A 14,142-nucleotide genomic window follows, 5' to 3' on the forward strand; every position below is an offset into this window, starting at 1 on the left:
CTTTGGACGTGAGCGACGGTTGGGCGAGCGCCATTTCGGATTTCTTCATCGCGTATCCGCTTGTTCTCGCGCTCGTGAAGAGCGTTTTGCTGGCGGTCGCGTTGCTCATCTATGTGGCCTATGTGATCCTCGCCGACCGCAAGATCTGGGCGGCGGTGCAGTTGCGCCGCGGACCGAATGTCGTCGGACCCTGGGGTCTGCTGCAGAGCTTCGCGGACTTCCTCAAGTTCGCGCTCAAGGAGCCGGTGATCCCGGACGTCGCCAACAAGGGCGTTTTCCTGTTCGCGCCCTTCATCATGGCGACGCTCTCGATCGCCGCCTGGGCCGTCATTCCTGTCGCCGACGGCTGGGCGGTCGGCGACATCAATGTCGGGATCCTTTACATTTTCGCGCTGTCGTCGCTGGGCGTCTATGGCGTCATCATGGGCGGTTGGGCGTCGAACTCGAAATATCCGTTTCTGTCCGCGCTCCGCTCGGCGGCGCAGATGGTCTCCTACGAAGTCTCGATCGGCTTCGTCATCATCACGGTGCTGCTCTGCGCCGGTTCGCTCAATCTGACCGACATCGTCAACGCGCAGGATACGTCCTACGGCATGGCCGGCTGGTATTGGCTGCGCCTGTTCCCGATGTTCGTCGTCTTCTTCGTTTCGGCGCTCGCCGAGACCAATCGTCCGCCGTTCGATCTCGTGGAGGCGGAGTCTGAGCTCGTCGCCGGCTTCATGATCGAATATTCCGCGACGCCCTACGTTCTGTTCATGCTCGCCGAATATGTGGCGATCGTCACCATGTGCGCGCTGCTGACGATCCTGTTCTTCGGCGGCTGGCTGCCGCCGATCAAAATCGCGCCGTTCACCTATGTGCCGGGCGTGATCTGGTTCACGCTGAAGGTGAGCTTCTTCTTCTTCTTCTTCGCCATGGTGAAGGCTTTCGTGCCGCGCTATCGCTACGATCAGCTGATGCGTTTGGGCTGGAAAGTCTTTCTGCCGATCTCCCTCGCCATGGTCGTCATCGTCGCCGCCGTGCTGCAGTTCTGGCCGGCGGGACCGGCAGGCAGTTGAGGCCGTCATGAAACTCGATCAAGCCGCCAAGTCGCTCTTCCTCACCGAGTTCGTCGGCGCATTTCTGCTGTCGATGCGCTACTTCTTCAAGCCGAAGGCGACGATCAACTATCCGCACGAAAAGAATCCGCAGTCGCCGCGCTACCGCGGCGAGCATGCGCTGCGCCGCTACCCCAATGGCGAGGAGCGGTGCATCGCCTGCAAGCTGTGCGAGGCGATCTGTCCTGCGCAGGCGATCACCATCGAAGCCGGACCGCGCCGTAACGACGGCACCCGCCGCACGACGCGCTACGACATCGACATGGTCAAATGCATCTATTGCGGCTACTGCCAGGAGGCTTGCCCGGTCGACGCCATCGTCGAGGGGCCCAATTCGGAATTCTCGGTCGAGACGCGCGAGGAGCTCTACTACAACAAGGAGCGTCTGCTCGATAACGGCGACCGCTGGGAGCGCGAGATCGCGCGCAACATCGCGATGGACGCGCAGTACAGGTAACACGAAGAGACGCGAACGAACACGCCGCATCGGCGCAGTAAGGACGAAGAACGTGCAGGCCGTATTTTTCTACCTATTCGCCACGATCATGATCGCCTCGGCCGGCGTCGTGATCTTCGCGCGCAATCCGGTGCACTCGGTGCTCTTTCTCATCCTCGCCTTCTGCAATGGCGCGGGGCTGTTTCTGCTCGCCGGCGCGGAGTTCCTGGCGATGATCCTGATCGTCGTCTATGTCGGCGCGGTCGCGGTGCTGTTCCTGTTCGTCGTCATGATGCTCGACGTCGATTTCGCCGAGCTGAAGCAGGGGTTCGCCAAATATCTTCCGGTCGGCGTCGGGGTTGGCGTCGTCGTCCTTGCGGAATTGGGTTTCGTGGCGCTCGGCTGGAGTTCGGCGCCTTCGGCGGCAGACGCCGCCGCCAATCCGATCATTCCGCAAATGAGCAACACCGCGGCGCTCGGCCAAATCCTCTATACGAAATATGTGATCTTCTTTCAGGCGTCCGCGCTTGTGCTGCTCACCGCCATGATCGGCGCCATCGTGCTGACGCTGCATCACAAGCCCAACATCAAGCGGCAGAAGATCGCCGAGCAGAACGCGCGCACGCGCGAAAATGTGATCGAGATCAAGAAAGTTCCGTTTCGGACCGGCGTCTAACGAGGACATCATGCTGACCATCGGCCTTACGCATTACCTCGTCGTCGCGGCGGTCCTGTTCACGCTCGGCGTCGCCGGCATCATCCTCAACCGCAAGAACATCATCGTCATTCTCATGTCGGTTGAGCTGATCCTGCTTGCGGTCAATCTGAACTTCGTCGCCTTCTCGCAGTCGCTTGCCGATTTGACGGGTCAGGTGTTCGCGCTCTTCGTGCTCACCGTGGCGGCGGCGGAGGCGGCGATCGGCCTCGCGATTCTCGTTACCTTCTATCGCAACCGCGGCACGATCGCCGTCGAAGACATCAATTCCTTGAAGGGCTGACCCCAGCGATGATTTACGCCATCGTCTTTCTTCCGCTTGTCGGCTTTCTGATCGCAGGCGCGCTCGGACCTTGGATCGGGGTGCGCGCCTCGGAGCTGGTCACGACGGGCTTCTTGATGATCTGCGCCGTGTTGTCGTGGATCGTCTTCTTCGACGTCGCGCTCGGCCACGATCACGGCTATGCGCCGATCATCGGCAATTGGATGACCGTGGGCGACCTCAAGGTCGACTGGGCGCTGCGGGTCGACACGCTGACGGCGGTGATGCTCGTCGTCGTCAACACGGTGTCGAGCCTCGTGCATCTCTATTCCATCGGCTACATGCACGAGGATCCGGATCGCCCGCGCTTCTTCGCTTATTTGTCGCTGTTCACTTTCGCCATGCTGATGCTGGTGACGGCCGACAATCTCGTGCAGATGTTCTTTGGCTGGGAGGGCGTCGGACTCGCGTCCTACCTGCTCATCGGCTTCTGGTATCAAAAGCCCTCGGCGAACGCCGCCGCGATCAAGGCCTTTGTCGTCAACCGCGTCGGCGATTTTGGCTTCGCGCTCGGGATTTTCCTCGTCTTCCAGCTGACGAAGTCGCTGGGCTTTGAAGAGGTCTTCGCCGCCGTCCCGGGGCTTGCCGGCAAGACGATCCATGTCTTCGGCATGGATGTCGACGCGTTGACGCTCGCCACTTTCCTGCTGTTCATCGGCGCGATGGGCAAGTCGGCGCAATTCCTGCTGCACACCTGGCTGCCGGATGCGATGGAGGGCCCGACGCCCGTCTCGGCGCTCATTCACGCCGCGACGATGGTGACCGCCGGCGTCTTCATGGTGGCGCGCCTTTCGCCGATTTTCGAATATGCGCCCGCGACTCTCGAATTCGTGACGCTGGTCGGGGCGGTCACGGCCATTTTCGCCGCGACGGTCGGCCTCGTGCAAAACGACATCAAGCGCGTCATCGCCTATTCGACCTGCTCGCAGCTCGGCTATATGTTCGTTGCGGAAGGCGTCGGCGCTTATAGCATCGGCGTCTATCATCTTTTCACCCACGCCTTCTTCAAGGCGCTGCTCTTCCTGGGCGCGGGCTCCGTGATTCATGCCATGCATCACGAGCAGGACATGCGCAACATGGGCGGGTTGCGTAAGGACATTCCCTTCACCTTCGCGATGATGATCATCGGCACGCTCGCGCTCACGGGCTTCCCGTTCACCGCCGGTTTCTATTCCAAGGACGCGATCATCGAAGCAGCCTACGCCGCGGGCGAACATCATCACGTCGCGATGTTCGCCTTTGTCGCGACCGTGGTCGCCGCCGGCCTGACTTCATTTTATTCCTGGCGGCTGGTGTTCATGACCTTCTTTGGAGCCCGTAAGGACCATGCCGTTCAGACGGACCATGCGGATGAGGAGCCGACGGCGGCGGAATTAGTCCATGCGGATGGTGATCAAACGCATCAGGATCATTCGCACGACCATGGCCATGGCCACGACCATGGCCATCACGCGCCGCACGAGTCGCCGATTGTCATGCTGGCGCCGCTGGCGGTGCTCGGTCTCGGCGCTCTCGGCGCGGGCATCGTCTTCGGCAAATACTTCATCGGCCATGATTACGATGAATTCTGGAAAGGCGCTCTCTTCACCGGCCGCGACAATCACATCATCCATCAGTTCCATGACGTGGCGCTCGGCGTCGGTCTTGCGCCGACCGTGGTGATGGCTTTGGGTTTCGCCGTTGCGCTCTATTTCTATGTGCTGAAGCCGGGAACCGCGCAGGCGCTGGCGAGGACCTTCCCGCGGCTTTACCGGTTCCTGCTCAACAAATGGTATTTCGACGAGCTCTACGACTTCCTGTTCGTTCGGCCCGCCTTCGCTCTTGGCCGACTGTTTTGGAAGGGCGGCGACGGCGCGATTATCGATGGCCTCGGGCCTGACGGGGTGGCGGCGCGAGTCGCCGATGGCGCCAGGCTCGCCGTGCGCTTGCAGACTGGCTACGTCTATCACTACGCCTTCGCCATGCTCATCGGCGTCGCGGCGGTCGTCACTTACTTCATCGCCGGGGGGCTGCGCTGATGTTTGGTTTCGGCATTCTCTCCGGCGTCACCTTTCTGCCGCTGGTCGGCGTCGCCTTCCTGCTGACGCAGAAGGGCGATGATGAAGCGAGCCTGCGCAATATCCGATGGGCGACGCTGGCGACGACGCTCGCGACCTTCGCGTTGTCGCTTGTCATCTGGTCCGGCTTCGACACGACAAGCGCGGCGTTTCAGTTCGTCGAGCAGAAAAACTGGCTCGGATCGGGCCTCGTCTACAAGATGGGCGTCGATGGCTTTTCGATGCCCTTCGTTCTGCTGACGACCTTCCTGATGCCCTTCGCCATTCTCTCCTCCTGGGACTCGATCCAGAAGCGCGTGAAGGAATATATGATCGCCTTCCTCGTGCTTGAGACGCTGATGATCGGCGTCTTCTGCGCGCTCGACATCGTGCTGTTCTATCTCTTCTTCGAGGGCGGCCTCATCCCGATGTTTCTCATCATCGGAATCTGGGGCGGCAAGCGGCGCGTCTACGCGAGCTTCAAATTCTTTCTCTACACGCTTGTCGGCTCGCTCCTCATGCTGGTCGCGATCCTCGCCATGTATGGCAAGGCCGGCACGACCGACATCACCGTGCTGCTGCATACCGACTTCCCCAAGGAGATGCAGACCTGGCTGTGGCTCGCCTTCTTCGCCTCCTTCGCGGTGAAGGTGCCGATGTGGCCGGTGCACACCTGGCTGCCTGACGCGCATGTCGAGGCGCCGACGGCCGGCTCCGTCATCCTTGCGGCGATTCTGCTGAAGATGGGCGGCTACGGCTTCATCCGCTTCTCACTGCCGATGTTTCCCGACGCTTCGACCAATTTCGCGCCGCTCATCTACGCGCTGTCCGTGATCGCGATCGTCTACACCTCGCTCGTCGCGCTCGTTCAGGAAGACATCAAGAAGCTCATCGCCTATTCGTCCGTCGCGCATATGGGCTTCGTCACGATGGGCCTCTTCACGCTCAATGCTCAAGGCATGCAGGGCGCCATCTTCCAGATGATTTCGCACGGTTTAGTCTCCGGCGCGCTGTTCCTTTGCGTCGGCGTGATCTACGACCGCATGCATACGCGCGAGATCTCCGCCTATGGCGGCCTCGTCAACCGCATGCCGATCTACGCCTTCGTGTTCATGCTGTTCACCATGGCGAATGTCGGCCTGCCGGGAACGACGGGCTTCATCGGCGAGTTCCTGTCGCTGACCGGCGCCTTCCAGGCGAATAGCTGGGTCGCGCTGATCGCGACGAGCGGCGTCGTTCTGTCTGCAGCTTACGCCCTCTATCTCTACCGCCGCGTGATCTTCGGGGTCTTGGACAAGGCCAGCCTCAAGAACATCGCCGATCTGACGCCGCGCGAGATTGCGATCTTCACGCCGCTTGTCCTGCTCACGATTTACTACGGCGTGCAGCCGCAGGCCATTCTGAGCGCGACGCAGGCGTCGGTCGACAATCTCATCCAGACCCATACGGCGCTCATCGACGCGATTAAGCTCGCGGCGGCTGGCCAATGACGGATCGCTGACGATGCCCTTCTTCGTTCAACTCGCGCATCATTTTCTTCCTGAGACCATTCTCGCCGTCGGCGTGATGGTTCTCATCCTGATCGGCGCATGGCGCGGCGAGCGCGGTTTTGGCCTCGTCGACGAAATGGCCGTCGGCATTCTGGGCCTCGCCTTGGTCGCGATTGCTCTGTCGAGCACGCCCGACACAAGCATCTTCGACGGCGCCTATATCGACGACGGGTTCTCGCGCTTCATGAAAGCGCTGACGCTCATCGGCGCGATCGTGTCGATTCTGCTGTCCGTCGACTGGCTGCAACGCAACGGGCTGGAAAAATTCGAGTATCCGGTGCTCATCATGCTCTCGACGCTGGGCATGTTGCTGCTGATTTCGGCCGATAACCTCATCGCGCTCTATCTCGGCCTCGAGCTGATGTCGCTGGCGCTCTATGTCATGGCCGCCTTCGCGCGCGACGACGGGCGATCGTCGGAGGCCGGGCTGAAATATTTCGTCCTCGGCGCGCTCTCTTCCGGCATGATGCTTTACGGCGCGTCGCTGCTCTACGGCTTCTCCGGAACGGTGTCTTTCGCCGGGATCGCGGCGGTTGTTTCGACCTCCGCGCCGATTGGCGTGATCTTCGGGCTGGTCTTCGTCCTGGCCGCGCTCGCCTTCAAAATGTCGGCGGCGCCGTTCCATATGTGGACGCCCGACGTCTATCAGGGCGCGCCGACGCCGGTCACCGCGTTCTTCGCTTCAGCCGCCAAAATGGCGGCGGTGGCGATCACCGTGCGCATTGTCATTACCGCCTTTCCCGGCGTGAAAGACCAATGGCGCCAGATCATCATCTTCATTGCCATCGCTTCGATGCTGCTGGGCTCTTTCGCCGCCATCGGACAGGAGAACATCAAGCGGCTGATGGCCTATTCCTCGATCGGCCATATGGGCTTTGCGCTGATCGGACTGGCTGCCGGCGACGAGGCGGGCGTGCGCGGCGTCGCGATCTACCTCACGATCTATCTGATCATGACGCTCGGGACCTTCGCCGCCATTCTCGCGATGCGCGTCGAAGGCAGATATGTCGAGAACGTCTCCGACCTCGCCGGCCTGTCGCGCACCAATAGCTGGATGGCCTTCTTCCTGGCGATGCTGATGTTCTCGCTTGCCGGCGTTCCGCCGCTCGCGGGCTTTTTCGCCAAATATTACGTGCTCCTCGCCGCGGTCGACGCTGGCCTCTTCGGCCTCGCGGTCATCGGCGTCCTGGCGAGCGCGGTCGCCGCCTATTATTATCTGCGGGTCGTCAAGGTCATGTATTTTGATGAACCGGCGCCGGCCTTCGACCGAGCGCCGATGGCGCTGCGCGCGGTGCTTGGCGCCTCCACGCTGGCGCTGCTTGGCTTTTGGGTCTATCCCTCCCCAGTCATGGATGCGGCGGCGGCGGCGGCGAAGTCGCTTTTCTAGGGAGGTAATTCGCGCGTGGAGTTGGGATCATTGGCGCGCGCCCACGGCGTGCGCCTCCTCGCGCTGGAGAGCGTCGATTCGACCAATGACGAAGCCCGACGTCTGATCGAGGCGGGCGAGCGAGGACCTTTATGGGTGGTCGCCGCGCGGCAGACGCGCGGGCATGGCCGTCTCGGACGCGACTGGATTTCGCCTCCGGGCAATCTTCATGCGAGCCTTGTTCTTGGCGATTTCGGCGACGCCGCCGTCGCGCCGCAGCTCGGCTTCGTGGCGGGCGTCGCGGCCATGCGCGGCTTGCGCGCCGCGACAGGCGGCGCCGGCCGCTTCGCGCTGAAATGGCCCAATGATCTTCTGCTCGAGGGCGCCAAGCTCGGCGGGATTCTGCTTGAGAATGTCGGCGTGCCGACAGGCGATGCGCGCGCGCCGCGCGCCTTCGTCGCGATCATCGGCCTTGGCGTCAACTGCGCCGAGGCGCCGCGCGATCTGCCCTTTGAAGCACGCGCGCTGGCGTCGATCGGGACGAACGCGCCAGACGCTGCGACGCTCTTCACGCATCTGTCCGACGCGCTCGTCGACACGCTTGATCTTTGGCGGGGCGGCGAAGGCTTCGCCCGCATCCGAGACGCTTGGCTGGCGGACGCCGCCTACCTCGGCGCCCAAATCCGCGTTGAGCTGCCGCGCGAGACCGTCGAGGGGCGCCTCGCGACCATCGACGCGATCGGCCGGCTCGTATTGGCGACGCGAGACGGCGAGCGTGTCATCGAGGCGGGCGACGTGTCGCTCGGCCCGCGACAGACTACGGCGGGAGGCGTCGCATGACGACGCCGGACGCAGACCTCGTCTTCGTGCCGCTCGGCGGCTTGGGCGAAATCGGCATGAACATGGCGCTCTACGGCTACGGGCCGCCGAAAGCGCGCAAATGGCTGATGGTCGACTGCGGCCTGGGCTTTCCGGGGCCGGAGGCTCCCGGCGTCGACCTCGTCTTCGCCGACATCGCCTTCGTCGAGAAGATCGCGCGCGATCTCGTCGGCATTTGCATCACCCATGCGCATGAGGATCATATCGGCGGGCTCGCGACCTTATGGCCGCGGCTCAAATGCAGGGTGTTCGCCACCCCCTTTGCGGCGGGCCTCTTGGAAGTGCGGCGGTTGAACGAACCTGGCGCGCCGAAGATCGACATTTCCCTGACGCATGCCGGCGCAAAGCTCGATCTCGATCCATTCGAGGTCGAATATGTCGCGGTCGCGCATTCGATTCCGGAAGCGAATGCGCTCGCGATCCGCACGCCGCTCGGCCTGCTGCTCCACACCGGCGACTGGAAGATTGATCCGCAGCCCGGCGTTGGAACGCGCATCGACGAGGCGAGGCTCCGCGCGCTTGGCGACGAGGGCGTCACGGCGCTCATCTGCGACTCGACCAACATCCTGCGCGAGGGCGACAGTTTTTCGGAGGCCGATGTCGCGCGCACGTTGCGCACGCTGATCGCCGAAGCGCCGGGCCGGGTGCTGGTCACGACCTTCGCGTCCAATATTGCGCGGCTGCGCGGCATCGGCGAAGCGGCGCAGGCCTGCGGGCGCACCGTCGTCGTGGCGGGGAGGGCGATGGATCGCGCCATCCAGGTCGCGCGAGACTGCGGCTATCTCGACGGGCTGCCCGGATTTCACGCGCCGGAATTGCTGCCGACCTTGCCGCGCGACAAGACCGTCGTCATCGCGACCGGAAGCCAGGGCGAGTACCGCGCCGCCATGGCCCGGGCGGCGGTGAACGAACATCCGGCGATCAAGCTTGTCGCGGGCGATCGGGTGATCTTCTCTTCGCGCGTGATACCGGGAAATGCGCGCGACGTCTTTCGCGTCATCAACGCTCTATGCGACATCGGCGTCGAGGTCATCACCGATCACGACCACCTCGTGCATTGTTCAGGCCATCCGCGTCGCGGCGAAGTCACGCAAATGTACGAATGGATCCGGCCGCAGATCGCCGTGCCGGCGCATGGCGAAGCGCATCATCTCACGGCGCATGCAGCCTTCGCCAAGTCACATGGCGTGTCTCAGGTCGTCTCGGCGCGTAATGGCGATATCGTACGGTTGGCGCCGGGCGCGCCGGGCATCATCGGGAAGGCCCCACACGGCCGTCTGATGAAGGATGGCGACGTCGTCCTGACCGAAGACGACGGGGCCGTGCGTGACCGCTTGCGCCTCTCTGTCACCGGCGTCATTTCCATCGCGCTGGCGGTCGACCGCAAGGGCGAGCTCGTCGGCGATCCGGACGTCGTCTTCGCTGGGGTGCCGAAACGCGGCAAATTCGGCGAGGAGATGGGCGAAGTCATTGACGAGGCGCTCTTTGCGGCTTTCGAGGGACTGTCGCGTCCGCGGCGCCGCGACGCCGACGCCGTTTCAAAGGCGATCGAGCGCGCCGTACGCGGCGCCGTATCGTCCGTCTGGGGCAAGAAGCCCACCGTGCATGTGATGGTCGTGGCCACCTGAGCGGCGGCGCGCTCAGGCGGATCGCCTTTTAGAAGGCGTAAAATTTTTGGGTCTTGCCGTCCGTCGTCGTGATGGTGAATCCGCTGACGTAAAAGCACTCAAGCGCGCCGGGCAGCTTGAACTTGTCGCCCTTCTTCATGGCCTTTCCGTAGACCTTCGAGGAGGTCGGCGCGGCGCATTCGCCGCCGTCGATCGCCACGGCTTTAACCGCGACCTTGTCCTTCTTGACCTTGCATTCGACTTCGCCGTCGAACTTCTTATTGCAGTCGAAGGCCTCCTCCGCGTGAGCAAAGGCTGGCGATAAAATCAGCGCTAAGAGAGGCAGGAACTTTTTCATTATTTACTCCATCATCGCTGAGCAGGCGCACATGCGTCAGGCAGCGCCTGCGCGAAGCTGTCGCCCCGGTTGACCCAGCCAGCAGGTCGGGAGTTTTCCCAATCACAGAAGCATAAAACCTATGTGACAGTGTTCTCGGTTTCGCGTTCGCAAAGCCGTCACCCTTCTTTTCAGTCGCGGCGCCGGCGCCAGGCGGATACGCTGCACCTGGAGCGAATCGCGCATGGACCATAGGCCTGCCTATTATGAATTCTTCGCCGGCGGCGGCATGGCCCGCGCCGGTCTCGGCGACGGCTGGCGCTGCCTTTTCGCCAATGACTTCGATCGCAAAAAGGCGGAGAGCTACCGCGCCAATTGGGGCGGCGAGGCGCTGCACGTCGGCGACGTGCGCGAGTTATCCACAGGGCAGTTGCCAGGCCGCGCCGATCTCGTCTGGGCGTCCTTCCCCTGTCAGGACCTGTCGCTCGCCGGCGCCGGCGCGGGACTGAAGGGCGAAAGATCCGGGACGTTCTGGCCGTTCTGGGATTTGATGAAGGGGCTCCGCAATGAGGGCCGTGCGCCGTCGGTCATCGTGCTCGAAAACGTCTGCGGCGCGCTGACCTCGCATGGCGGCAAGGATTTTACTAAAATCTGCGAGGCGCTGGCGAAAGAGGGCTACAGGTTTGGCGCGCTGGTCATCGACGCGGCGCTGTTCGTGCCGCAGTCCCGCCCGCGGCTGTTCATCATCGCCGCGCGCGAGGATGTCGCGGTTCCTTCTGCGTTGATGAGGAAGAGTGCAAACGCGCCGTTTCACACCCGCGCGCTTGTCGCGGCGCATGAACGCCTGCCGAAGCGGCAACGCGACAACTGGCTCTGGTGGAATTTGCCGGCGCCGCCGCTGCGCAATACAGCGCTGATCGACGCGATTGAAGACGCTCCGACGGATGTGGCGTGGCATAGCGTAAGCGAGACAAATGCGCTCATCGCCATGATGAGCGACGTCAATCTCGCGAAAATCGTCGAGGCGAAACGCGCCGGGCGCAAAATGGTCGGAACGCTTTATCGTCGCACGCGCTATCACTCCGGCGAAAAAATCCAGCGCGCCGAGGCGCGCTTTGACGAGATCGCCGGTTGCTTGCGCACGCCGGCCGGCGGCTCGAGCCGGCAATATGTGCTGGTGGTCAATAAGGGCAAGGTGCGTTCGCGGCTGATGTCCGCGCGCGAGACCGCGCGGCTGATGGGCCTGCCGGAAGATTATTTGCTCCCCGCGACCTATGGCGACGCCTATCATCTGACTGGCGACGGCGTCGTCGTTCCGGTCGTGCGCCATCTCGCGGCGAGCCTGTTAGGGCCGTTGCTGAATACATGCGCCGTACAGGAGGCGGCTTGAGCCCCCTCCCTAACCCTCCCCCGCTGCGCGGAAGAGGGAACCATCCCGATCAGCGCTGCCGCGCGAGCCCCAACCTTTATGACGGGCGGTCTCTGCCCCCTCTCCCGCAAGCGAAGCGCAGCGGGGGAGGGCTGGGGAGGGGGCATTGCGCGTGACCGTCAAAGAAACACCCGCCCAACGCTCCGCCATCATGCGGGCGGTGAAGGGGCGCGACACCGCTCCTGAAATCGCCGTGCGGACGATGTTGAGGCGTTTCGCGCCGGGCTATCGGCTGCATCGCAAAGACGTTCCCGGCAATCCGGATATCGCCTTCATCGGCCGCAAGCTGGCGATCTTCGTCCATGGCTGCTTCTGGCACGGGCATGAGTGCCCTCGCGGCGCGCGCAGCCCTAAGGCCAACGCCGACTATTGGCGCACCAAGATCGCGCGAAACGTCGCGCGCGACGCGGCGCATCAGGCGGCGCTCGCGGCGATCGGCTGGCGCGCGGTCACGGTCTGGGAATGCGAGCTGAAGGATAAATCCGGCGTGGAGAAGAAGCTGCGCGAATTTCTGGGGTAGGGGGCGCATACCTCCCCCTTGCGGGGAGGTCGCGCCGCAAAGCGGCGCGGGTGGGGGAGCTTTTCACCCCACCTGGTTCGCCACGCGAACCACCCTCCCCGTCGAGGGGAGGGATACGCCCCCTCAATCCTTGGCGCGCTCGACATAGGCGCCGTCCTCGGTCTGGATCACGACGCGCGTGCCCGGCTGAATATGCGGCGGGACCATCACGCGCGCGCCATTGGCGAGCTTCGCCGGCTTATAGGATGAGGATGCGGTCTGGCCTTTCATCGCCGGCTCTGTCTCCATGATCTCCAGCGTCACGCGCGGCGGCAACTGAATGCCAACGGCGACGCCGTTGAACATCGACAGGATGCAGACCATGCCCTCCTGCAGCCACTGCGCCTGATCGCCGATCACATCGGTGGGCACGATGATCTGCTCATAGCTCGCCTGATTCATGAAGTGATAGCCGTCGCCGTCATTGTAGAGATAGCTGAAATCCTGATCCTCGACGAAGGCGCGCTCGACCTGTTCGGTCGTCTTGTAGCGGTCCGAAGTTTTGACGCCGTCCGAGAGGCGGCGCATGTCGATCTGCGTCGTCGGCGTGCCCTTGCCGGGGAAAAAACTTTCGGCGGTCAGGACGACGTAAAGCTGCCCGTCATCTCTCTCGATGATATTGCCTTTGCGAATCGAACTGGCGATGACTTTCACGTCCGTATCCCTTATTGCCGGCCTGGTTTATGAACGGCGGTCAGACCATATTTCGGGCGCGCCGGCAATCCGGGGCCCCGCCTCGCGGGAGACCTTATGACGCGCGCGTCGCCTTGGTGGGCTCGGGATGTTTATGCCGACCGCAAGCCCTTTCTCAAGGCGCGGGCGGCGATCGCCGCCGCCACCCGCCGCTTCTTCGCCGCGGAAGGCTTCGCCGAGGTCGAAACGGCCGCGCTTCAGCTATCCGGCGGCAATGAAACGCATCTTTCGGCCTTCGCGACGGAGTTGATCGGCTCGGCCGGCGAGCGGAGCCGGTTTTATCTCCATACTTCGCCGGAATTTTCCTGCAAGAAGCTGCTCGCGGCGGGCGAGGAGCGGATTTTCACCCTTGCGCATGTGTTCCGCAATCGTGAGCGCTCCGCCCTGCACCATCCGGAATTCACCATGCTGGAGTGGTATCGCGCTGAGGCGCCGACGCTGCGGCTGATGGAGGATTGCGCTGGACTGCTGGCGAGCGCGGCGCGGGCGGCGGGCGCGACGGATTTCGCCAGGATGGGCAGCGTTTGCGATCCCTTCGAAGAACCGCAGATCATCAGCGTCTGCGACGCCTTTGCGACCCACGCCAGCATTGATTTGGAACCGCTGCTCAATGACCGTGACGGACTCGCGCGCGCCGCCGCGCGGGACGGCATACGCGTCGTCGAGGACGACAACTGGTCGGATCTGTTCAGCAAGATCATGTCCGAAAAGATCGAGCCTATGCTCGGTCGCGAGCGGCCGACGATCCTGACGGATTATCCGGTGAGCGAGGCGGCGCTGGCCCGCGCCAACGCCGATGATCCGCACTTCGCCGATCGCTTCGAACTCTATGTCTGCGGCGTCGAGCTCGCCAACGGCTTCGCCGAACTGACCGACGCGGCGGAGCAACGCCGGCGCTTCGAGGCGCAGATGCAGGAGAAGCGCCGCATCTACGGCGAGACCTATCCGATCGACGAGGATTTTCTCGCCGCTCTGGCTGAGATGCCGCCGGCCTGCGGCGTCGCGCTGGGCTTCGACCGGCTGGTGATGCTCGCGACGGGAGCGGCGCGCATCGAGCAGGTGCTGTGGACGCCAGTGGCCGAGCGCGGCACGGCGCCCTAGTTCTCATTCGAATAA

At 63.2% G+C, this 14,142-nt stretch carries 14 protein-coding genes; 12 read left to right on the forward strand and 2 right to left on the reverse strand.

Annotation, left to right across the window (positions count from 1 at the left end; genetic code table 11):
- Positions 1-8 precede the first annotated feature (8 nt).
- From nuoH to A3OO_RS0106450, 9 genes are read left to right on the forward strand one after another with little or no spacing between them, the layout of a single operon-like run.
- Positions 9-1,058 (forward strand): NADH-quinone oxidoreductase subunit NuoH, encoded by a 1,050-nt coding sequence (gene nuoH, locus A3OO_RS0106410; protein ID WP_370646324.1) that lies wholly within the window; start codon positions 9-11, stop codon positions 1,056-1,058.
- A 7-nt stretch (positions 1,059-1,065) separates the two neighbouring features.
- A complete protein-coding gene (nuoI, locus tag A3OO_RS0106415) occupies positions 1,066-1,554 on the forward strand; it encodes an NADH-quinone oxidoreductase subunit NuoI (RefSeq protein ID WP_018407010.1) in 489 nt (162 codons plus the stop codon).
- Between the two features lie 52 nt (positions 1,555-1,606).
- Positions 1,607-2,209 carry an NADH-quinone oxidoreductase subunit J gene (locus A3OO_RS0106420; protein WP_018407011.1) on the forward strand — a complete coding sequence of 201 codons (603 nt, stop codon included), beginning with the start codon at positions 1,607-1,609 and terminating at the stop codon, positions 2,207-2,209.
- Between the two features lie 10 nt (positions 2,210-2,219).
- Complete coding sequence (gene nuoK / locus A3OO_RS0106425) at positions 2,220-2,531, forward strand: NADH-quinone oxidoreductase subunit NuoK (protein WP_018407012.1); 312 nt, start codon at positions 2,220-2,222, stop codon at positions 2,529-2,531.
- Between the two features lie 8 nt (positions 2,532-2,539).
- A complete protein-coding gene (gene nuoL / locus A3OO_RS0106430) occupies positions 2,540-4,588 on the forward strand; it encodes an NADH-quinone oxidoreductase subunit L (RefSeq protein WP_018407013.1) in 2,049 nt (682 codons plus the stop codon).
- A complete protein-coding gene (locus A3OO_RS0106435; protein ID WP_018407014.1) occupies positions 4,588-6,096 on the forward strand; it encodes an NADH-quinone oxidoreductase subunit M in 1,509 nt (502 codons plus the stop codon). Before nuoL ends, A3OO_RS0106435 begins: the two co-directional genes overlap by 1 nt.
- Positions 6,097-6,109: 13 nt before the next feature.
- A complete protein-coding gene (gene nuoN / locus A3OO_RS0106440) occupies positions 6,110-7,543 on the forward strand; it encodes an NADH-quinone oxidoreductase subunit NuoN (protein WP_018407015.1) in 1,434 nt (477 codons plus the stop codon).
- 30 nt (positions 7,544-7,573) lie between these two features.
- Positions 7,574-8,362 carry a biotin--[acetyl-CoA-carboxylase] ligase gene (locus tag A3OO_RS21260; protein WP_018407016.1) on the forward strand — a complete coding sequence of 263 codons (789 nt, stop codon included), beginning with the start codon at positions 7,574-7,576 and terminating at the stop codon, positions 8,360-8,362.
- On the forward strand, positions 8,359-10,029 hold the full coding sequence (locus tag A3OO_RS0106450) for a ribonuclease J (RefSeq protein WP_018407017.1): 1,671 nt from the start codon (positions 8,359-8,361) through the stop codon (positions 10,027-10,029). Before A3OO_RS21260 ends, A3OO_RS0106450 begins: the two co-directional genes overlap by 4 nt.
- A 28-nt stretch (positions 10,030-10,057) precedes the next feature.
- Here the strand turns inward: A3OO_RS0106450 and A3OO_RS0106455 are convergent, their stop codons facing one another.
- Positions 10,058-10,366, reverse strand: a complete 309-nt coding sequence (locus tag A3OO_RS0106455) for a hypothetical protein (RefSeq protein WP_018407018.1) — start codon at positions 10,364-10,366, stop codon at positions 10,058-10,060.
- 223 nt (positions 10,367-10,589) lie between these two features.
- On the opposite strand from A3OO_RS0106455, the gene A3OO_RS0106460 reads away from it, so the two are divergent.
- Positions 10,590-11,735, forward strand: a complete 1,146-nt coding sequence (locus A3OO_RS0106460) for a DNA cytosine methyltransferase (RefSeq protein WP_018407019.1) — start codon at positions 10,590-10,592, stop codon at positions 11,733-11,735.
- A 145-nt stretch (positions 11,736-11,880) separates the two neighbouring features.
- Positions 11,881-12,294 (forward strand): very short patch repair endonuclease, encoded by a 414-nt coding sequence (locus A3OO_RS0106465; RefSeq protein ID WP_018407020.1) that lies wholly within the window; start codon positions 11,881-11,883, stop codon positions 12,292-12,294.
- A gap of 123 nt (positions 12,295-12,417) precedes the next feature.
- Here the strand turns inward: A3OO_RS0106465 and efp are convergent, their stop codons facing one another.
- Positions 12,418-12,987, reverse strand: a complete 570-nt coding sequence (gene efp, locus A3OO_RS0106470) for an elongation factor P (RefSeq protein WP_018407021.1) — start codon at positions 12,985-12,987, stop codon at positions 12,418-12,420.
- A gap of 96 nt (positions 12,988-13,083) precedes the next feature.
- Here efp and epmA point away from each other — a divergent pair, with 96 nt between their 5' ends.
- Complete coding sequence (gene epmA, locus A3OO_RS0106475) at positions 13,084-14,127, forward strand: EF-P lysine aminoacylase EpmA (protein WP_018407022.1); 1,044 nt, start codon at positions 13,084-13,086, stop codon at positions 14,125-14,127.
- The last annotated feature ends 15 nt before the right edge of the window (positions 14,128-14,142 follow it).

The sequence above is a fragment of the Methylocystis rosea SV97 genome (assembly GCF_000372845.1).
Taxonomy (GTDB): Bacteria; Pseudomonadota; Alphaproteobacteria; order Rhizobiales; family Beijerinckiaceae; genus Methylocystis; species Methylocystis rosea.